Genomic DNA, 19,939 nt, shown 5'->3' with positions numbered 1-19,939 from the left:
CCATGCCCGACCTCACCACCCTGCGGCACATGCTGTCCTTCTCGCCGCTGCTGCCCTCCTGGCTGCTCTACACGCTGGCGCTCCTGGCCACGCTCGTCCTGCTGGCCGGCCTGCTGCGCCGGGCGCGCGGCACGCTGTGGCGCGCGGCGGCGGCGGCCATCGTCCTGCTGTGGCTGGCCGGCCCCGAACGCATCAGCGAAACCGGGCAGGCCCTGCCCGAAACCGCCATTCTGGTGGTCGACCAATCCTCCTCCATGGGCGTGGGACAGCGCGCCGCAATCGCCCACCAGGCGGCCGAACGCCTCCAGGCCGAAGCCGCGCATGTGCCGGGGCTGACCCTGCGCACCGTCACCGTGCGCGACGGCCATGGCCAGGGCACCCGCCTGTTCGCGGCCCTGGACCAGGCGGCAGCCGACATTCCGCCGGCCCGCCTGGCCGGTGCCATCCTGCTCACCGACGGACAGGTTCACGACACCCCGGCCCAGGGGCCCGAACGGCTGCGCCCCGCCGATTCCGGCGGCCGGCACACAATTCTTCCGCTGCATGTGCTGCTGACCGCAAAGGGCGAGGAAACCGACCGCCGCCTGCGCATCCTCCAGGCGCCCCCCTACGCCATCGTCGGCCAGACCGCGACGCTGCGGGTGCAGGTGGACGATCTGGGCCCCCATCCCGACACCGGCGCCGAGGTCGAGCTGACGCTGGATCGCGGCGGCGAGCCCCCATTGCACAAGACCGTCCGCGTCGGCCAGCCGCAGGACATCACCCTGCCCGTCACCCATCCCGGCCCCATGCTGGTCGGGCTGTCGGTCTCGGCCCTCGCGGGTGAAGTCTCGACCGCCAACAATCAGGACGTGGTGCGGGTCAACGGGGTGCGCGACCGGCTGCGCGTGCTGCTGGTCTCGGGCACCCCCAACCAGGGCGAGCGGGTCTGGCGCCGCCTGCTGAAGGCCGACCCGTCGGTCGATCTGGTGCATTTCACCATCCTGCGCCCGCCCGACAAGGATGACGGCACGCCGCTGTCCGACCTCGCGCTGATCGCCTTTCCGGTGCGCGAACTGTTCCAGGAGAAGATCAGCCAGTTCGACCTGATCATCCTGGACGGGTTCGAGAACCGCGCCATCCTGCCCCGCGCCTATCTGGAAAACATCGCCCAGTATGTGCGCGAGGGCGGCGGCCTGCTGCTGATCGGCGGCCCGGAATTCCTCGGTGCGGGCTCCCTGCAGGATACGCCGCTGGGCGACATCCTGCCGGCCCATGTCCCGGTCGAAGGCGGCCTGGTGGAACAGCGCTTCCGCCCCGCCCTCACGGCCGACGGCCACCGCCACCCCGTCACGGCGGGCCTGCCGGGCGCCGGCAGCGCGCCGGACGGGCACGATGCCGAATGGGGGCCATGGTACCGGGTCCTGCGGACCGATTCCGTCCACGGACAGGTCCTGATGGACGGCCCGAACCACACCCCGCTGCTGGTGCTGGACCGGGTGGACCGGGGCCGCGTCGCCTTCCTCCTGTCCGACCAGATCTGGCTCTGGTCGCATGGCGAGGGCGGCGGCGGCCCGCAATCCGAACTGCTGCGCCACGTCTCGCACTGGCTGATGAAAGAGCCCGAGCTGGAAGAGGAACAACTCACGGCCACCATCACCGACGGCCGGATCGTCGTGACCCGCCGCACCGCCGCCCCCGCCGCACCTCACGCGGTCACCATCACCGCGCCCGACGGCACGACGCGCCAGGTGCCGCTGCATGCCACCGGCATCGGCCTGTCCCAGGCCGATGCGCCGGCAACCCGGCAGGGCATCTGGATGGCCGATGACGGGACGCACCGCGCCTTCGCCGCCCCCGCCCAGGACGATCCGGTGGAATGGTCGGACCTGCGGGCCACGGCGACGGTCACGGCTCCGCTCGCCGCCCAGACGGGCGGCGGCGTGTTCTGGCTTGGGGACGATCCGGACCATCTCCAATTGCCCGCGCTGCATCCCCCGGCGTCGGGCCGCGTGGCGGGATCGGACTGGATAGGCTTTCCCCAGCGCGACGCCCGCCTGGTCACCGGCCGAACCGCAAGCCCGCTCCTGCCGGTCTGGCTGGTGCTGGCGCTGGCCGCCTCACTCCTGCTGACGGGCTGGTGGCGCGAGGGCCGCTGAACCGCGTTGCCACGCGGCCCGACGGCAACATGACTCACGATCTTGCGATTTCCATCGCATCGCGGCCTGATCTGGATTATGAAAGGGGGCCGGGTACGCGTCCGGCAAGCCGGTCCATATCGGGCGGTCCGCATCCGCCCCGAACAGGTCGCGCCTGTCATCGAGACGAATGTTACTGAGACGAATAATGATTGTCAGAACAGGTATCCGCCTTCTCTTCCTCGCGCTGCTGACCGGCAGCGCGGTCATCATGGCCCCGACGCATTTCGCCTATGCCCAATCGGATGACGATGAGGCCGAAGCCGATGCCGCCGATGCGGCGAAGCAGGCCGAGGCACGGCGCGCCGCACGCTTGGCCGCCCCGCCGGCCGCCCTCCCCGGCGCCGAGGCGAACGAGGAAGTCAGCGGCCACGCCAATGGCGACCTGAACCCGACCGCCGCCCTGTTCGACGCCATCAATCGCGGCAGCCTCGGCGCGGCCAAGGAAGCCCTGAATCGTGGCGCCGACATGGAAGGCCATAATGTTCTGGGCCAGACGCCGCTGGACATGGCGATCGACCTGAACCGCAACGACATCACCTTCCTGCTGCTGTCGCTCCGCACGCTGGACGACGAGCACGTCATCGCGGCCTCGACCACCCATTCGGGCATCACCATGCGCGGCGGCAACGGCCATCTGACCATCGACGGCACCAGCCACGGGTCCCGGTCGGGCGTGATGATGGCAACCAGCCGCACCGCTCCCCGCGACAACGGCACCCCCCGCCCCGAAATCGGCTTCCTGGGCTTCGGCGGCGGCTGACGCTCCGCTTCAGGGTCGTCTCACCCCTTGGGATCAATTGATCCCAAGGGGTGACCGAGCCCGGAGCCCATGGCCAGCCAGGCGTTCAGCTCGCCGCGCTGTCCTGCGACAGGATCTCGGTCCGCAAGACATCCAGCGGAACCATCTGGCCGTCGCGCAACAGATGCCAGAACGTCCAGCCATTGCAGGACGGGGCATTGGTCAGCAGCGCCCCCAGCTTGTGGATCGACCCGCGCTGCGTGCCGCTGACAAGCGTGCCATCGGGCGCCACGGTGGCGGATACGCGCTGATGCCGGTCATACACCGTCGTTCCAGCCGGCAGCAGGCCCCGTTCGACCAGACTGCCAAAGGGCACACGCGGCGTCTCGCGCCGGGCAGGCGTCGTCAGCACACTGTCCAGGGGCACGGGGCGCTCGCGCCGGGCACGGCCGATCGCAGCTTCCGCATAATCCGGATGGCGCTCGATCCCGATAAAGCGGCGGCGCAGACGCCGCGCCATCGCCGTCGTGGTGCCCGTGCCGGCAAACGGGTCGAGGATGATGTCATCCACATTGGTCGAGGCGACCAGCACCCGATGCAGCAGGCTTTCGGGCTTCTGGGTCGGATGCAGCTTCAGCCCATGGGCATTGCGCAGCCGCTCGCCACCCGTGCACAGCGGCAGGTACCAGTCCGAGCGCATCTGCACGTCGTCGTTCAGCGCCTTCATCGCCTGGTAGTTGAAACGATAGCGGCTGTCGGCCCCCCGTGCCGCCCAGATCAGCGTCTCATGGGCATTGGTGAAGCGCCGCCCCCGGAAATTCGGCATCGGGTTCGACTTGCGCCAGATCACGTCGTTCAGGATCCAGAACCCCAGATCCTGCAGGATCGCGCCGATCCGAAAGATATTGTGATACGACCCGATCACCCAGATCGTGCCGTCCTTGCGCAGCAGGCGGCGCGCCTCGCCCAGCCAGGCCCGGGTAAAGCGGTCATATTCCGCGAGGTCGCTGAACTTGTCCCAATCATCGTCCACCCCGTCCACGATGCTGTCATCGGGGCGGCGCAGCTCTCCACGCAATTGGAGGTTGTAGGGCGGATCGGCGAAGATACAGTCGATCGACCCGCTCGGCAGGGTCTGCATCAGCTCGATGCAATCCCCGCGCAGGATCTGGTCGAGGGGCAGTTCCATCATCACCGCGCCGCTCATGACACACCCCAGGCTGCTTCGCTGCCATCGACGGGCAGGCCCAGCGACAATTGCCGGACGGTGCCGAACGCCGCGCGATGATGCGGCGTGGTGCCGACATCGCACAGCGCCGCACGATGCTCGGGGGTGCCGTAACCGGCATTGCGCTCCCACCCATAAGCGGGCCAGCGGACGGCCAGACGCTCCATCAGCCGGTCGCGCACCACCTTGGCCACGATCGACGCCGCCGCGATCGACAGGCTTTCGCCGTCGCCACCCACGACACATTCCGTCCGGCACCCGAAATCGGGGGCGGCATTTCCATCCACCAGCACCAGGTCCGGCCGCACAGGCAGGCGCGCGACAGCGCGCCGCATCGCCAGAAAGGCGGCATGCAGGATATTCAGGCGCGCGATTTCGGCGACCGAGGCCGCGGCAACCGCGACATGCACCCCCCGGGCGCCACGCAGCGCGACATAGGCGCGCTGCCGTGCCACGGCAGACAGCTTCTTCGAATCGTCCAGCAGAGTGGCCAGCCGGTCCGGCACGCCGCCGTCGAAGATCACCGCGGCCGCCACGACCGGGCCCGCCAGCGGGCCACGGCCCACTTCATCCACTCCGGCGACCCGGCCCCCATGCTGCGCCTCGCGCGTGTAATCCGGCATCCACCCCATCCCGAACCGGGCCGAGCCGGGCGCCTGTCGCCCGATTCGCACACCGAATCACGTCCTGAAGGGATGGAAACCATCTTTACGTCATGTTGCGCAAGATGCTGATTCCATGCCGAGTCCTTTCAAACGGAAAAAATCGTCTCCGCTAGGGACTCGGGCCGGCGGGATTTCAGCCCTTCGCCGCCCGGCGCGGCAGCAGGATCAACCCGGCCAGAAGCCCGACGACAGCCGCGATCGCCACCGACAGCAGGGGCCGGTCCTGCACGAACAGCACGGCCTTCTCCACCTTGCCTTCGCCCTCTTCATACAGTTCGGCGAATTCGCGACGCGCCATGCCGCTCAGTTGATCGACCTTGCCTTCCGCCTGCATGCCCAGATCGCCCGTCAGGCCACCCGCCGCGTCCTTCAGGCGGCCGGTCCCTTCCTCGATGGCGCCCTTTGCCTTCTCGACAAACGTTTCGTTACCGGATTCCGTCATGCCTTTTACTCCTCCAAACGAACCCGCCCCGCGCGGGGGCCTGTCTTATGGAAACGGATCGAATGCACCCCGGTTGCGCATCCCGCCCCCCGGGCGGACCGGATCATCCGGCCCGGATGGCACGCTATCGCGGGCATCACGATCCCGCCACCAATGGAATAGACGACGCCATCAGCCGAAAACGCACGGCAGACAGTTGGCGTGCGTCAAAAATTGTTACATTTCTAGACGGTTTCCTAAGCAAGGATTTAGGCATCTTTTTTTCGCGTAGCTGCTAACACTGCCCCCACAAATCGCACGCCTGACGTGCCCGACGTCATTGGATTGAGGAAGACCCGACGACCATGGACAAACCGACTCTGGACCCGTCCGACCTGCCCGCTCAGCAATCGACAGGGCCCGGCCGGCAGGGCAGCGCCGGAAAGAAATCGCGCCGCCGCCTCCTGCTGTGGGGCACGGCGCTGGTCGGCGCCGCCGTCATCGCGGCGGCCTTCCTCAGGCCGCACGGCCAGAGCGGCAGCGGCGGGCGCCACGCCCGTCAGATGGCAACGGACGTCCAGCCGGTCGCGGTCGCCACCGTGCACAAGGGCGACATGCCGGTCGAACTGACCGAGCTCGGCACCGTGATCCCGATCACCAACGTCACGGTCCAGTCGCGCGTCGACGGCTACCTGATGCAGGTGCTGTTCACCGAGGGCCAGCACGTCAGGAAGGGCGACCTTCTGGCACTGATCGACACCAGGCCCTACGAAGTGCTGCTGGCCCAGTACGAGGGGCAACTGGCATCCGACATGGCGCAGCTACAGCAGGCAAGGGTGGATAATGCCCGCTATCAGCGCCTGATCCACCAGAACAGCATCGCGGCCCAGACCGCCGTCGACCAGCAATACAAGGTCGCGCAGCTCGAAGGCACCGTAAAGGTCGACCAGGCCCAGGTCGACAACGAGAAGCTGCAGATCACCTACTGCCATGTCATCGCCCCGGTGGATGGCCGCGTCGGCATCCGCCAGGTGGACATGGGCAACTACATCACCGCCGGCCAGACCAACGGCCTGGTCATCCTGACCCAGATGCAGCCGATCTCCGTGATCTTCACCCTGCCGGAGACCGAACTGGGCCGGGTGGCCGAACGGCTGCACAGCGGCATCTCCCTGCCGGTCGAAGCCTGGGACAGCACCAACACGCGCAAGATCGCCGATGGCGCCGTCAGCGTGCTGGACAGCCAGATCGACACCGCGACGGGCACGGTCAAGATGCGCTCGATCTTCCCCAACCAGGACGAGACCCTGTTCCCGAACCAGTTCGTCAACGCGCACCTGCTGGTCAATACCGAGCATGACGTGCTGCTGCTCCCGACCAACGCGGTGCAGACCGGGCCGAACGGATCGTTCGTCTATGTCGTCAAGTCCGACAGCACCGTCGAGGTCCGCGACATCAAGACCGGCACCTCGCATGGTGACAGCGTGGTCGTAACCAGCGGGCTGAAGGAAGGCGAGTCGGTCGTGACCGACGGCACCGACCACCTGCATGCCGGCGCGAAGGTCACGATCCCGACCGCAACCGACGCCCCCGCCCCACAGGGCGACACGGCCACCCCGGCGGCCGGACAGGGTCGTCATCGCCACCACGCTACGGCAGGCCAGGGCGACACGACCGGTGGCACCTCTGGCGGCACGTCCGGCGGGCAGCCCCAACCGTGATTCCGGCCCGACATCAGACCCGTCGCCTTCAGCCGGAGAGCCGTGCGTGAATCCGTCCCGCCTGTTCATCGAACGCCCGGTCGCCACCACGCTGCTGATGCTCGCCATCATGCTGGCGGGTCTGCTGGGCTATCATTTCCTGCCGGTCTCGGCGCTGCCGCAGGTCGAATACCCGACCATCACGGTCCAGACCTTCTATCCCGGCGCCGGGCCCGACGTCATGGCCACGTCGGTAACCGCGCCGCTGGAAACCCAGTTCGGCCAGATGCCCGGCCTGGACCAGATGACGTCGCAATCCTCCGGCGGCGCCTCGATCGTCACGCTGCGGTTCGGCCTGACCATGTCGATGGACGTCGCGGAGCAGGAAGTCCAGGCGGCGATCAACCAGGCGCAGATGCTGCTGCCCACCGACCTGCCGGCCCCGCCGATCTATGCCAAGGTCAACCCGGCCGACACCCCGGTCCTCACGCTGGGCATCACCTCGAAGACGATGCCGCTGACCGAGGTCGAGGACTATGTCTACACCCGCCTGGCGCAGAAGATCAGCCAGATCTCGGGCGTCGGCCTGGTCACGCTGTCGGGCGGCAACCGCAAGGCCATCCGCGTGCGCGTCAACGTGCCCAAGCTGACCTCGTTCGGCCTGGACATGGACACGCTCCGCACCACGATCGGCAACGTCAACGTCAATTCGCCCACCGGCACGTTCGACGGCGCGCAGCGCGCCTCCACCCTGCGCGTCGACGGCCAGATCGCCAGCGTCGACCAGTTGCTCAACCAGGTCATCGCCTACCAGAACAGCGGCCCGATCCGCATCCGTGACGTCGCCACCGTCGTCCAGGGTCCCGAGAACACCCAGCTCGCCGCCTGGTCCAACACCACGCCGGCCCTGATCCTGAACGTGCAGCGCCAGCCGGGCGCCAACGTCATCTCGGTGGTCGACAACATCAAATACGCCCTGCCGCAACTGCGCCAGGCCCTGCCGCCGGGCATCACCATCACGCCGCTGACCGACCGCACGACCACCATCCGCGCCTCGGTGGCCGATGTCGAGTTCGAGCTGGTGCTGGCGATGGTGCTGGTGGTCGCGGTGATCTTCGTCTTCCTGCGCAACATCCCCGCGACGATCATCCCCAGCCTGTCGGTCCCGCTATCGCTGATCGGCACGCTGGCGATCATGTATCTGATGGGCTTCTCGCTGGACAATCTGTCGCTGATGTCGCTGACCATCGCGACCGGCTTCGTCGTCGACGACGCCATCGTGATGATCGAGAACATCGCCCGCTACATCGAAATGGGCGACGACCGGATGACGGCGTCGCTCAAGGGCGCCGGCGAGATCGGCTTCACCATCATCTCGCTGACCGTCTCGCTGATCGCGGTGCTGATTCCGCTCCTGTTCATGGGCGACGTGGTGGGCCGCCTGTTCCATGAATTCGCCATCACCCTGTCGGTGACGATCGTGCTGTCGGCGGTGGTCTCGCTGACCCTGGTGCCGATGATGTGCGCCCGCCTGCTCAGCGAACGCCCGCACGGGCCGGACGCGCGCGGCTGGTCGGCCACGGTCGAGCGCTGGACGGAATCGGTCATCGCGTCCTACGGACGGGCGCTGACGGTCGTGCTGCGCCACCAGAAGCTGACGCTGGCCATCTTCGTCGCCACGCTGGGCCTGACCGGCCTGCTGGCCTGGTCGATCCCCAAGGGCTTCTTCCCGGTGCAGGATACGGGGGTAATCCAGGGCATCTCGGTCATGGCGCAATCCACGTCCTTCGACGCGATGGCGGCCCACCAGCAGGAACTGGGCCAGCGCATCCTGCAGGACAAGGATGTCGTCAGCCTGTCATCCTTCATCGGCGTCGACGGGCAGAACGTGACGCTGAACCAGGGACGGTTCCTGATCAACCTGCGCCCGCATGACGACCGGTCCGAAACCGCCGCCCAGATCTCGGCCCGCATCCAGCAGGAAACCGCCGACATCCCCGGCGCCAGCCTGTATCTCCAGCCGGTGCAGGACCTGTCGCTGGATACGACGGTCTCGGCCACCCAGTATCAGTTCCTGCTGGAAAATCCCGATTACAACCAGTTCCGCACCTGGGTGCCCACGGTCATCGCCGCCCTCCGCCGCGAACCGGCCCTGTCCGACGTCACGTCGGACCTCCAGGCCGAGGGGCTGGTGGCCCATGTGACGCTCGACCGCACCACCGGCGCGCGCTACTCGATCACCCCGCAGACGATCGACAACGTGCTGTATGATTCGTTCGGCCAGCGCCAGATCTCGACCATCTACACGCAGTCCAACCAGTATCGCGTGATCCTGGAGGCCGATCCGGCCTTCCAGAAAGACCTCGCGTCGCTCGACAAGCTGTACCTGCCGGGCATCAGCGGCAATTCGGGCAGCAGCACCTCGGGCCCGACCCGCGCGCCGACCTCGGGCCTGGTCCCGATGCGCGCCGTCACCACCGTCACCCGCAGCACCGCACCGCTGCTGATCACCCATGTCGGCCAGTTCCCGGCCACCACGATCTCGTTCAACGTCGCGCCGGGCTATTCGCTGGGCGAGGCCACGAATGCGATCGACCGGGTCGAGAGCAGCCTGCACCTGCCGGCCAGCTTCCAGACCTCGTTCCAGGGCACGGCGGCGGCCTTCCGCAACAGCCTGGGCAACGAGATGTGGCTGGTCCTGGCGGCCCTGGTCGCGGTCTATATCGTGCTGGGCATCCTGTACGAGAGCTTCATCCACCCCATCACCATCCTCTCCACCCTGCCGTCGGCGGGCGTGGGCGCCCTGCTGGCCCTGCAGCTCAGCGGCGCCGGCCTGGGCGTGATGGGCATCATCGGCCTGGTCCTGCTGATCGGCATCGTGAAGAAGAACGCCATCATGATGATCGATTTCGCGCTGGAAGCGGAGCGGATCGAGGGCATGGAGCCGATCAAGGCCATCCATCACGCCGCCCTGCTGCGCTTCCGGCCGATCCTGATGACCACGCTGGCCGCCATGCTGGGCGCGCTGCCGATGGTCATCGGCACCGGCACCGGGTCGGAACTGCGCCGTCCGCTGGGCATCGCCATCGTCGGCGGCCTGCTGCTCAGCCAGTTGCTGACCCTCTTCACCACCCCGGTCATCTACCTGCTGATGGACCGGATCAGCCTGGATCTGCGGCGGCGTTTCGGCTCGACGACGCGTAACGTGCCGCCGCCGCAACAGACCGCGATATGAATCCGGTCCGGCTCTTCGTCCTTCGGCCGGTCGCGACGACGCTGCTGACGATCGCGCTGCTGATCGCCGGCATCATCGGCTATCAGGCGCTGCCGGTGGCCGACCTGCCGAATGTCGATTTCCCGGTCATCCAGGTCCAGGCCCGCCAGGCCGGCGGATCGCCCGAGGAAATCGCAAGCTCGGTCGCCGCCCCGCTGGAGCGGCGCCTGGGCGCGATTGCCGACCTGACGGAAATGACGTCCCAGTCGACGCAGAACCAGGTCCGGATCACCCTGCAATTCGCGCTGAACCGCGACATCAACGGCGCTGCCCGCGATGTCGAGGCCGCATTGCAGGCCGCCCGCGCCGACCTGCCGACGTCGCTGCGCCAGAACCCGAGCTATTTCAAGGCGAACCCCAACGGCGCGCCGATCATGATCCTGGCGCTGACATCGAAGACCCGCACGATGTCACAGCTCTACGACCTGACATCCAACGTCCTGCAGCAGCATCTGTCGCAGATCCGCGGCGTGGGCGAGGTCGAGGTCGGCGGCAGTTCGCTGCCCGCGGTGCGCGTCGAGATGAATCCGCTGCCGCTCTACAAGTTCGGGATCGGGTTCGAGGACGTGCGCGCGGCCCTGGCCTCGGCCAACGCCAACACGCCCAAGGGGTTCATCGACCATGAGGGCACGCGCTACACGCTGGATACCAACGACCAGGCCCACAATGCCCAGGCCTATCGCGACCTGATCATCGCCTATCACAACAGCCGCCCGGTGCGCCTGTCGGACGTGGCGGCCGTCAATGACGGCGTCGAAGATGTGCGCAACGCCGGCTATTACAACCGCCAGCCGGCGGTCCTGGCGATCATCTTCGCCCAGTCCGGCGCCAACGTCATTCGCACCATCGACCAGATCAAGGCCGAAATCCCCGCCCTGCGCGCCGCCCTTCCGCCCAATGTCGAGCTGCACAGCGTCCTGGACCGCTCCGTCACCATCCGCGCCGCCCTGGCCGACACCCAGTATACCCTGATCATCTCGGTCGTTCTGGTGGTGCTGGTGGTGCTGGTCTTCCTGCGGTCGGTACGCACGACGCTGATCCCGGCCATCGTGGTGCCGACATCGATCATCGCCACCTTCGGGGCCATGCAGCTCCTGGGCTATTCGCTGGACAATCTGTCGCTGATGGCCCTGACGGTCTCCACCGGCTTCGTCGTCGATGACGCGATCGTGGTGATCGAAAATATCAGCCGCTACCTGGAAGAGGGCAAGGGCCGGCTGGAAGCCACGCTGCTGGGCGCGCAGGAAGTCGCGTTCACCGTCTTCTCGATCACCATGTCCCTGATCGCGGTCTTCCTGCCGATCCTGCTGCTGGGCGGGGTCGCCGGGCGGCTGTTCCACGAATTCGCCATGACGATGTCGATCACGATCATCGTCTCCATGATCCTGTCGCTGACCCTCACGCCGATGATGGCGGCGCTGTTCCTGCCCGCACACGACACGACACGAACCGCCACCGGCCCCTGGGGACGCCTCTGGGGGCGCATCGCCGCCGTGCTGGAACGCATGCTGCACGCCATGCAGCAGGGCTACGGCCGCACGCTGGAGGCAGCCCTGGCCCATCCGCGCCTGGTGCTGCTGTCGCTGCCCTGCACCGTCGTGCTGATGGTGGCGCTGTTCATCCACATGCCCAAGGGCTTCTTTCCCGACAGCGACACCGGCATGCTGATGGGCCATCTGCAGGGCGACCAGTCGATCTCGTTCCAGGCCCTGGTCGGCAAGATCGACGAGGTCCAGAAGGCCGTGATGGCGGATCGCGATGTCGCCTCCATCACCGGCTTCACCGGCGGCCGCGGCTCGTCCAACCAGGCCAACATGTTCATCGTGCTCAAGGACAAATCGCAGCGCGCCGGGCCGCCCAGCACCACGATCGCCCGCATCGGCGCCCGCCTGCGCAACATGGTGGGCGCGCATTTCTACACCATGGCACCCGGCGCGCTGCGGATGGGCGCGCGCCAGTCCAATGCCTCGTACCAGTACACGCTGCAATCCGACTCGCCGACCGAACTCTATGCGTGGATGCCCAAGCTGGTCGCCGCACTCCAGAAACATACGGAACTGACCGATGTCTCGTCGGACGTGCAGCAGGGCGGCTCGGCCCTCAATGTGGCCCTCGACCGCGAAACGGCGGCGCGCACGCTGATCACGCCGCAACTCGTGGCCAATACGCTGTACGACGCCTACGGGCAGCGCTCGGCATCGACCATCTATAACGCGCTGAACCAGTATCATGTGGTGATGGAGGTCGAACCGAGGTTCTGGAAGGACCCCGCCAGCCTCCAGCAGGCCTGGATCAGCACCGCCGGCGGGTCCGCCGGAGGCGGGACACGGTCGAACACGATCCGGGTCCCCACCTCGTCCACGTCCAGCCAGGCCACCAGCCTCAGCAGCCAGTCCTTCCGCAACCAGATCGCCAACAGCCTGGCCGGCGGCACCTCGGCGTCCAGCGGATCGGCGGTTTCGACCAATTCCGAGACGATGGTCCCGATCGGCGTCGTCTCGACCGTCGCGTCACAACTGACGCCGCTCTCCGTCAATCACCAGGGCCAGTCGGTCGCCGCGACCGTCTCCTTCAACGTCGCGACCGGCGTGCCCCTGCAACAGGCAATCCAGATCGTCAGTGCCGAAATGGTGCGCCTGCACATGCCCGCGACCATCCATGGCAGCTTCGCCGGCAATGCCGGCCAGCTCCAGAAATCGGTCAATAACGAGCCGCTGCTGATCCTGGCCGCGCTGGCGGCGGTCTATATGGTGCTGGGCATCCTGTACGAAAGCTATGTCCATCCCCTGACCATCCTCTCCACCCTGCCCTCGGCCGGCGTCGGCGCGCTCCTGGCGCTGGATCTGGCGGGCGAGGATTTCTCGCTGATCGCGATGATCGGGGTGATCCTGCTGATCGGCATCGTGAAGAAGAACGCCATCATGCTGGTCGATTTCGCGATCGAGGCCGAACGGCGCGGCCAGCCGGCGGCACAGGCCATCCATGCCGCCTGCCTGCTGCGCTTCCGTCCGATCATGATGACGACACTGGCCGCCGCCCTGGGGGCACTGCCGCTGATCCTGGGCCAGGGATACGGTTCGGAACTGCGGCGCCCGCTCGGAATCGCCATCGTCGGCGGGCTGGTCGTCAGCCAGGCCCTGACGCTCTACACCACCCCTGTCGTCTATCTGTATCTCGACCGCTTCGGCCTGTGGTGCCGACGCCATTATCGTTCCCTGGCCAACGCCCTGAAGGGCCGGCGGGGTCCCCTTTTCCAACAGGATGCCTGACCCGGATGTCCCTGCCGCGCTCCCCATCGATCGCCCCCTCATCCCGCCCCGGCGCCCGCGCGCCGCGCCGGCATGCCCTTCTGCTGGGCGCCGTCCTGTCCCCGCTGGTGCTGGCAGGCTGCATGGTCGGCCCGTCCTACCACCGCCCCACCGCCCAGGTTTCCGCCCGGTTCAAGGAGCTGGTGCCGGCCCCCGGGTGGGAAAAGGCCCAGCCGGCCATGGCGGAACTGCCCAAGAATGCCTGGTGGACGATCTATGACGACCCCATCCTGAACGATCTGGAATCGCGGGTCGCGATCTCGAACCAGAACGTCAAGATGTACGAGGCGAATTACCGCCAGGCCCGCGCCACGATCGACAGCGTGCGCGCGCAGCTATTCCCGACCATCAGCGGCAGCATCGGCTTCAACCGCGCCGGCCATGGCGGTTCATCCGTCTCATCTTCCGGCAACTCCTATGCCAATGCCGGCACGGTCTATAATTCCTACAACATCGGCCCCAGCGCCAGCTGGGACCTCGACCTGTGGGGCAAGATCCGCCGCAATATCCAGAGCCAGGTGACCGCCGCCCAGGCCAGCGCCGCCGACCTGGCCAACGCGACCCTGTCCTACCAGGCACAGCTCGCGACGGCCTATTTCAACCTGCGCTACCAGGATTCGCTGCAGGACCTGCTGCGCCGCTACGTCGCCTTCAATACCAGGGCACTGGAAATCGCCCAGAACCAGTTCGATGCCGGCGTGTCCGATCCGACCGCGGTGATGCAGGCCCGCACCCAGCTGGAACAGAACCGCGCATCGCTGATCCAGGCCGGCATCGCCCGTGCCCAGTACGAACATGCCATCGCCGTCCTGGTCGGCCGCTCCCCCGCCGAACTCACGATCAAGCCGGGCGAACTCAGCCGCGCCATCCCGCCCATTCCGGTCGGCGTGCCGGCCGACCTGCTGCAACGCCGCCCGGACATCGCCGCCGCCGAACGCGCGATGGAGCAGTACAACGCCCAGATCGGCGCCGCCATCGCCGCTTTCTTCCCCGACGTCACGATCAATGCCAGCTATTCACAGAGCGGCGGCGATCCCGTGACCTCCCTGATGAGCGTCGCCAACCGCGTCTGGTCGCTGGGCGCGTCGGCAACCGAAACCCTGTTCAGCGGCGGGTCGCGCACCGCCGCCGTCCATTCGGCCGACGCCCAGTACGACAGCGCGGTGGCCACCTACCGCCAGACCGTGCTGACAGCGCTGCAGGGCACCGAGGACCAGCTGTCCAACCTGCGCATCCTCGCCCAGCAGGCCGCACAGCAGGACATCGCGCTGGACTACGCCAACAAGGCCGTCCAGGTCTCGATGAATCAGTATGAAGCCGGGACACAGATCTACACCACCGTCATCACCAACGTGAACACGGCCCTCGGCATTGCCGAGACAACCCTGTCGATCCAGCAGCAGCGCATGGTCGACAGCGTGTCCCTGATTCAGGCTCTGGGTGGAGGATGGAACGCAGCGCGCCTGCCATCGAAGGCATCGCTACAGACCGACAATCCGTTCCTGCCGTCGTTCATTCAAAAAGATAAAAATCAATGATTTGATTTTCTTGTGTTTTTGTCCTTCGGACGACTATGACAGGACTGTAATAACCGAAAGATTTTTTGGAAGTCCAAGACGAAGGCCAAAATTTGCCTGATGCGTAAAAAGCCTCTTGGAAAGATCCAGGGGGCTTTTTTATGGCGGCCAAGAAAGTGAAGGCACTGACCGTCCTCTTGTAAATAACCTCTGGCAGGACAGGTGTGTGAAGTAATGATCGGCGTTGGTACTGATTCTCTTGTTTTTGGGAGGATCTCGCTGATGACGGCGGCGGTGAAGCTACGAGAAGATTATTCAATCCCTGACCCGAAGCGACTCGCGGCACACAGCCGGCACGCGAATGCTGCGCGCTGACTTCTGGCCCTGGCGGTGATCCATGACGCGATCTTCCTCATCAGCAGATTGTAGAGATTTTCTTAACGCGAGAGGAAAAGAACGCAACGGTCTTTTTATGATCGTCTCTATGCGGCTCAATACTCAGAGCTATTTCGGCAAATTTCAGAGCTTCGTCCAAATCTCCAATTCGCTCCAACACTAACGCCTTTTGCTTGTAAAAACCAGATCGTTGCGGATTCATACGAATGGCAACTTCTATGTTACTCAATGCCTCCGAAAAAATCCCCATTCTTAAGTATGCATTACTCCTTATGTCAAAAACGATCGGGTCATGCGGAATAATTTCTTCCATATATTCCGTTAATTTTATCATTTTTTCGAAATTTTTGCTGCGAGCTAATTTTCTTGATAAATTGATCATAACGTTCTTTTTTCGATATATAGAACTTCTTCTATAAATTGAAGCCATTCGTCTGATATTTTGATAATCAAGAGAGAGACATGAATCGATTAACGTGATTATTTTGGATGTACCCGCAAAACATTGAACAGTTTCATGGCCTGCATATGGCATCACTATATCATGAAAATTAGTTACGCCTCGCAGCAAGTCAACATGAAACCTGTCCTGCGGCATCTTCTGATCGGTAAATACGAATATATCACCTTTAATATCAGAAGGAATTATACTCATATTTTCATTTAAAGACGGATTAAATCTCCTATGAAACCTTGTGTCATTCTGAAGCGTAATCGATGGATCAATAGAATATTGTGGAGAAAAGCAAATAACCACACTCGCACCCAGTCTATTGCTATGCTTCAATGCGGCATGCCCGCCCATGCTGTGCCCGTATATTATCTTGGTGGAAAATCTATCCAAGATCTTCTTTACCGACTCGTTCTCGAAGATGCGATCGTTTCTTGGGAACCAGTGAGGCGTCTTGCTCATAAAGCCGAGACAGTTGAAGCCAGCTTTTTCGGCGATGCTTCTGCCCCAAAAATCGGATCCGTTAGCTCTAATGGAAAGATGATTGAAGGTTATCAAAAGAAAGTCCGTTTCCCCCTCTAAAAAAAAGGCTTCTGTCATATCAGACTGCGCAATCAAAAGATTTTTTCCCATCAACCAATCTCCAAATATACTGTCATTTCAACTGACATCGGCCACTCCTGCAGCAGGTGCCACCCGGCAATTGAATAGCCTCGACATGGCAATCCGAGTTGACCGTTATACCAACAGTCACAGAAATTGACCTGTGTGGTTAATTTTCTAAGAGCCTGTTTGGAAATGCGTGCTGGTGAGCGAGAGCGGCCCGGAACGGGTCGCGCCCGTCGTGTGTTTCCGAGCATCGGAGCGGAGCGGCCTTGATGGCCGTGAGCACCGAAGCACAGGAAACGCGCGTCGGATCGCCGCCAGCGCGCATTTCCAAACAGGCTCTGAGTTGTGCAGTTATGGCGGCCGCCCGAATTGCCGCCCCGGCTATGGCCGAAGAGGGACTGTCAGAAATTTCGTGTGCGAGGCGTTGTTCACGTTATTGATCAAACGGCGGCGTGCGCGAAGCACTCACCGAAGAGGATGGCGAACAGGGCCTTTGCCATGGACCATTCCCTCGGCGGCATGATCCATTCTTTCTCAGCCCGGCTCAAAGCCAGGAAGACGAGCTTGAGCGCCGCGTCATCATTGGGGAAATGCCCCCCTGGCTCGGACGGGCCGCCTCAGCTTGGCGCTCTGTGGCAGTGGCGGTGTAGATCAATTTTCGGACCTCGGCGGGGAAGGCATAGAAGGGAACCTTCCTCCCAGGCCCGTTCCCAGGGCGGGACGATGGGCGCATATTTCCGGCCCCAGGGGCTTTGGGCAAAGGCGGCCAAGGCGGATTTGCGATCGTCCAGGCAACGAAATCCAGCGAATGGCGCAGCAGATTGGCCGAAGGAAAAGATTCCGGGTCGCCTGGCGCCCCGGAGTGTGTCGTCACAAGATTGTCTTGGCGGTCAGCAATGCGATCAGCAGGAAAACGACAAACGCGAGAATGAAGAGGAAGAACAAGATTTTCGCGATACCGGCGGATGCCGCAGAAATTCCAGTAAATCCGAACAGGCCGGCGATGATCGAAATCACCAGAAAAAAGAGTGCCAGCTTCAACATCATTCACGCTCCATGGACAGTCCTTGCGGGACCAACGCTAAGCCCGCCCGCCGGTTCCTCAACGACGCACCCACGCCATGGCCAGGGCAAACCCCGCCAGAGCGGCCGTCACAACCGCCACCAGCGGCTGATCCACCGTCAGATCGCGCACTGCGCCACTGGCCCCGAAACAGGCGGAGCGCGCCTTGGCACATAGCACCCGTCCTTTCCCCTTCACCTGAAGCGCAGGATCGCCCACCAGGCCGCCAAGCCCATCTTGAAGCCGGCCGACCCCTTCTTCCAGCTTCGTTTCAAATTGTCCGTCGGTCATGATGACGCCCCAATCTTCTTCGTAAACATAGCAACACAGGATATATGTGGGACGAAGGCAGCGTTTTCAAATCGCGGCCGTTCTCCGTCCAGCAGGCTGCTGCCCCATCCCGGCCTCCGTGACCCAACGTTCCAGCACGGGATCTCCGCGTGAACAGTTCCGACAGCCATCCTCCGCGCGGCCCCATGCCGGTCTGCATCCTGCTGTCTGTCCATAACGGCGCCGCGTTTCTGGACGCGCTGCTTCGCTCGCTCGGGCAGCAGACGCATGCGGACTGGCGCCTCGTCTGGCGGGATGACGGCTCGACCGACGATGGTACGCAGATCATGCAGCGCTTCGCCGCCAGCCAGCCCGCCGGACGCTGCGTGCAGATCACACAGAGCGCGGGCCGCCTGGGCGTGGCCGGATCATTCGGCCTCCTGCTGGACCACGTGCCGGCCGGCCACGCGGCTGCCTTCTGCGACCAGGACGATGTCTGGTTTCCCGACAAGCTGGACCGCGCCGCGCGCGCCCTGTCGCCGTTCCATGAGGCGGACAGGCCGGCCCTGTACTGTTCCCGCCAGCTCCTGACGGATTCGGCACTCGCCCGACTCGGCCCGTCACCCGCATTGCCACCCGAGCCCGCTTTTTCCATGGCATTGACCCAGAATATCGCCACGGGCTGCACCGTCATGCTCTCGCCGGCGGCGATCCGGCTGGTGCGGGCGGCCATGCCGCCGCCGGCCGGCACCCTGCATGATTGGTGGAGCTACCTGCTGGTCAGCGGCGCCGGCGGCCAGGTGGTCACGGACAACCAGCCCACCCTTTATTACCGCCAGCATCAGAGCAACGCCGTGGGCGCGCCCGCGCATGTCGCGGCCCGCGCGCTGGCGGCCCTGCGGCGGGGGCCGGCGCTCTTCATGTCCACCTTCCGCGCCAACGTGGCACAGCTTCTCCGCCATGCCGACCTGCTGACGGAGCAGAATGCAGCCCTCCTCGCCAGGCTCCGTCAGGCGCTGGATATCCCTGGCCCGGCCGGCTGGCTGGCGCGCTCCCGGCTCCTGCGCCGGACCCCGGAGATGCAACGGGTCGCCCTGGCCGAGCAGATGGTCTTCCGCCTCTGGTTCGTCCTGGGGTGAGGCCGGCTCACCGGCCGGGACCGGTTTGCCTCCCAAGCTTCGATCCGCGTATGGTCGCCCCCCTGGCGGATATAAGGGTATCAAGGCTCCACTATCATGACAAAAGCAGCCCCCACGATGCAGCGCGACGGAGCTTTTCGAAAACCGGTCCATTTCCATCTGTCCGCCGATCGCGGATGGAAGCAACGGTTTCATCTGGCATGGACAGACCTGTGCGAAGGGATGCATCTCTGGAGACTCATCGCGGTCCTGGGCTTTCTCGACATCAAGCTCAGATATCGCGGCTCCGCACTGGGGCCGTTCTGGCTGACCGCCTCGATGGGCGTGCAGGTGGCGGCCATGGCCTTCATCTATGCCGACCTGTTCCATACGGACATCCACAGCTACCTTCCGTTCCTGTCGCTCTCCATCATCGCGTGGAATTACCTGAATGCGCTGGTGACCGACGGCTGCGCCTGCTTCATTGAGTCCGACACGGTCATCAAGGGCATGCGCATGCCCTTCACGGTGCATGCGGCACGCAGCATTGTCCGAAACACGATCATCCTTGCCCATAATATTATTATCATCATCGCGGTATTCGCGATCATGGGCATCCACCAGTCCCTTTATTCCCTTATGGCGGTACCGGCATTCGGCCTCTGGCTTGTCGACGCCTTCGCCTTCTCGCTGCTCTTCGGGGCCCTGTGCGCCAGATTTCGCGACGTGCCGCAGATCATCTCCGCCGTCATGCAGATCGCTTTCTTCATAACGCCGGTCATGTGGAACACCAATATCCTGACCGGCCACCGCGAGGCGCTTTTTCTGCTCCGCTTCAATCCGTTCTATTATCTGTTCGAAATCCTCAGGGCCCCTCTCCTGGGCACGCCCCTGACCGTCACCACCTGGGCCTGGGCCCTGGTCATTTCCGGTTTCCTTATCCTTTTCTCATGGATCGCCTTTGCGCGAACGCGCGGCCGGATCGCCTTCTGGGTCTGAA

The 19,939-nt window shown here is 64.5% G+C and carries 14 protein-coding genes and 1 pseudogene; 8 read left to right on the top strand and 7 right to left on the bottom strand.

Annotated elements, in window-relative coordinates:
* Nucleotides 1-2: 2 nt before the first annotated feature.
* Nucleotides 3-2,138 carry a VWA domain-containing protein gene (locus HLH35_RS05000; protein ID WP_182978097.1) on the top strand — a complete coding sequence of 712 codons (2,136 nt, stop codon included), beginning with the start codon at nt 3-5 and terminating at the stop codon, nt 2,136-2,138.
* A 187-nt stretch (nt 2,139-2,325) separates the two neighbouring features.
* Nucleotides 2,326-2,940 (top strand): ankyrin repeat domain-containing protein, encoded by a 615-nt coding sequence (locus HLH35_RS04995; RefSeq protein WP_182978096.1) that lies wholly within the window; start codon nt 2,326-2,328, stop codon nt 2,938-2,940.
* A gap of 85 nt (nt 2,941-3,025) precedes the next feature.
* On the opposite strand, the gene HLH35_RS04990 is transcribed toward HLH35_RS04995, so the two are convergent.
* The 3 genes from HLH35_RS04990 to HLH35_RS04980 form a co-directional block, all read right to left on the bottom strand.
* Nucleotides 3,026-4,126, bottom strand: a complete 1,101-nt coding sequence (locus tag HLH35_RS04990) for a site-specific DNA-methyltransferase (RefSeq protein WP_182978095.1) — start codon at nt 4,124-4,126, stop codon at nt 3,026-3,028.
* A complete protein-coding gene (locus tag HLH35_RS04985; RefSeq protein WP_182978230.1) occupies nt 4,123-4,770 on the bottom strand; it encodes a ribonuclease HII in 648 nt (215 codons plus the stop codon). Before HLH35_RS04985 ends, HLH35_RS04990 begins: the two co-directional genes overlap by 4 nt.
* A gap of 175 nt (nt 4,771-4,945) precedes the next feature.
* Entirely contained in the window at nt 4,946-5,254 is a 309-nt protein-coding gene (locus HLH35_RS04980; RefSeq protein ID WP_182978094.1) for a CsbD family protein, read from the bottom strand.
* Between the two features lie 344 nt (nt 5,255-5,598).
* On the opposite strand from HLH35_RS04980, the gene HLH35_RS04975 reads away from it, so the two are divergent.
* Genes HLH35_RS04975 through HLH35_RS04960 form a run of 4 tightly spaced genes read left to right on the top strand, consistent with a single transcriptional unit; the run spans nt 5,599 to nt 15,053 of the window.
* Nucleotides 5,599-6,954 (top strand): MdtA/MuxA family multidrug efflux RND transporter periplasmic adaptor subunit, encoded by a 1,356-nt coding sequence (locus HLH35_RS04975; protein WP_182978093.1) that lies wholly within the window; start codon nt 5,599-5,601, stop codon nt 6,952-6,954.
* A 46-nt stretch (nt 6,955-7,000) separates the two neighbouring features.
* Nucleotides 7,001-10,168: an efflux RND transporter permease subunit gene (locus tag HLH35_RS04970; RefSeq protein WP_182978092.1), complete on the top strand. Its 3,168-nt coding sequence runs from the start codon at nt 7,001-7,003 to the stop codon at nt 10,166-10,168.
* Nucleotides 10,165-13,476: an efflux RND transporter permease subunit gene (locus HLH35_RS04965; RefSeq protein WP_182978091.1), complete on the top strand. Its 3,312-nt coding sequence runs from the start codon at nt 10,165-10,167 to the stop codon at nt 13,474-13,476. The genes HLH35_RS04970 and HLH35_RS04965 overlap by 4 nt, the downstream gene beginning before the upstream one ends.
* 5 nt (nt 13,477-13,481) lie before the next feature.
* Entirely contained in the window at nt 13,482-15,053 is a 1,572-nt protein-coding gene (locus HLH35_RS04960) for an efflux transporter outer membrane subunit (RefSeq protein WP_182978090.1), read from the top strand.
* Between the two features lie 394 nt (nt 15,054-15,447).
* Here HLH35_RS04960 and HLH35_RS04955 read toward each other — a convergent pair whose 3' ends face one another.
* The 4 genes and pseudogenes from HLH35_RS04955 to HLH35_RS04945 all read right to left on the bottom strand — a co-directional run bounded on the left by HLH35_RS04955 (nt 15,448) and on the right by HLH35_RS04945 (nt 17,842).
* Complete coding sequence (locus HLH35_RS04955; protein ID WP_182978089.1) at nt 15,448-16,512, bottom strand: tetratricopeptide repeat protein; 1,065 nt, start codon at nt 16,510-16,512, stop codon at nt 15,448-15,450.
* A 416-nt stretch (nt 16,513-16,928) separates the two neighbouring features.
* A pseudogene (locus HLH35_RS19850) lies at nt 16,929-17,371 on the bottom strand (transposase); the annotation flags it as partial.
* Nucleotides 17,359-17,532 carry a DUF1328 domain-containing protein gene (locus HLH35_RS04950; protein WP_182947497.1) on the bottom strand — a complete coding sequence of 58 codons (174 nt, stop codon included), beginning with the start codon at nt 17,530-17,532 and terminating at the stop codon, nt 17,359-17,361. The pseudogene HLH35_RS19850 and the gene HLH35_RS04950, both read right to left, overlap by 13 nt.
* 58 nt (nt 17,533-17,590) lie before the next feature.
* Nucleotides 17,591-17,842, bottom strand: a complete 252-nt coding sequence (locus tag HLH35_RS04945; protein ID WP_182978088.1) for a hypothetical protein — start codon at nt 17,840-17,842, stop codon at nt 17,591-17,593.
* 149 nt (nt 17,843-17,991) lie between these two features.
* On the opposite strand from HLH35_RS04945, the gene HLH35_RS04940 reads away from it, so the two are divergent.
* A complete protein-coding gene (locus tag HLH35_RS04940) occupies nt 17,992-18,960 on the top strand; it encodes a glycosyltransferase (protein WP_338029294.1) in 969 nt (322 codons plus the stop codon).
* A 96-nt stretch (nt 18,961-19,056) separates the two neighbouring features.
* Complete coding sequence (locus tag HLH35_RS04935; RefSeq protein WP_182978087.1) at nt 19,057-19,938, top strand: ABC transporter permease; 882 nt, start codon at nt 19,057-19,059, stop codon at nt 19,936-19,938.
* The last annotated feature ends 1 nt before the right edge of the window (nt 19,939 follow it).

Source organism: Gluconacetobacter asukensis (assembly GCF_014174375.1).
GTDB classification, from domain to species: Bacteria; Pseudomonadota; Alphaproteobacteria; order Acetobacterales; family Acetobacteraceae; genus Gluconacetobacter; species Gluconacetobacter asukensis.
Note: the sequence above shows the minus strand (reverse complement) of the source record. Positions and strands in the feature narration are given on the sequence as shown.

What these genes read in the sequence shown, in the direction of transcription:
- HLH35_RS05000 (WP_182978097.1), top strand. Translation starts at nt 3, where the DNA reads ATGCCCGACCTCACCACCCTGCGGCACATGCTGTCCTTCTCGCCGCTG.
- HLH35_RS04995 (WP_182978096.1), top strand. Translation starts at nt 2,326, where the DNA reads ATGATTGTCAGAACAGGTATCCGCCTTCTCTTCCTCGCGCTGCTGACC.
- HLH35_RS04990 (WP_182978095.1), bottom strand. Translation starts at nt 4,126, where the DNA reads ATGAGCGGCGCGGTGATGATGGAACTGCCCCTCGACCAGATCCTGCGC.
- HLH35_RS04985 (WP_182978230.1), bottom strand. Translation starts at nt 4,770, where the DNA reads ATGCCGGATTACACGCGCGAGGCGCAGCATGGGGGCCGGGTCGCCGGA.
- HLH35_RS04980 (WP_182978094.1), bottom strand. Translation starts at nt 5,254, where the DNA reads ATGACGGAATCCGGTAACGAAACGTTTGTCGAGAAGGCAAAGGGCGCC.
- HLH35_RS04975 (WP_182978093.1), top strand. Translation starts at nt 5,599, where the DNA reads ATGGACAAACCGACTCTGGACCCGTCCGACCTGCCCGCTCAGCAATCG.
- HLH35_RS04965 (WP_182978091.1), top strand. Translation starts at nt 10,165, where the DNA reads ATGAATCCGGTCCGGCTCTTCGTCCTTCGGCCGGTCGCGACGACGCTG.
- HLH35_RS04960 (WP_182978090.1), top strand. Translation starts at nt 13,482, where the DNA reads ATGTCCCTGCCGCGCTCCCCATCGATCGCCCCCTCATCCCGCCCCGGC.
- HLH35_RS04955 (WP_182978089.1), bottom strand. Translation starts at nt 16,512, where the DNA reads ATGGGAAAAAATCTTTTGATTGCGCAGTCTGATATGACAGAAGCCTTT.
- HLH35_RS04950 (WP_182947497.1), bottom strand. Translation starts at nt 17,532, where the DNA reads ATGTTGAAGCTGGCACTCTTTTTTCTGGTGATTTCGATCATCGCCGGC.
- HLH35_RS04945 (WP_182978088.1), bottom strand. Translation starts at nt 17,842, where the DNA reads ATGACCGACGGACAATTTGAAACGAAGCTGGAAGAAGGGGTCGGCCGG.
- HLH35_RS04935 (WP_182978087.1), top strand. Translation starts at nt 19,057, where the DNA reads ATGACAAAAGCAGCCCCCACGATGCAGCGCGACGGAGCTTTTCGAAAA.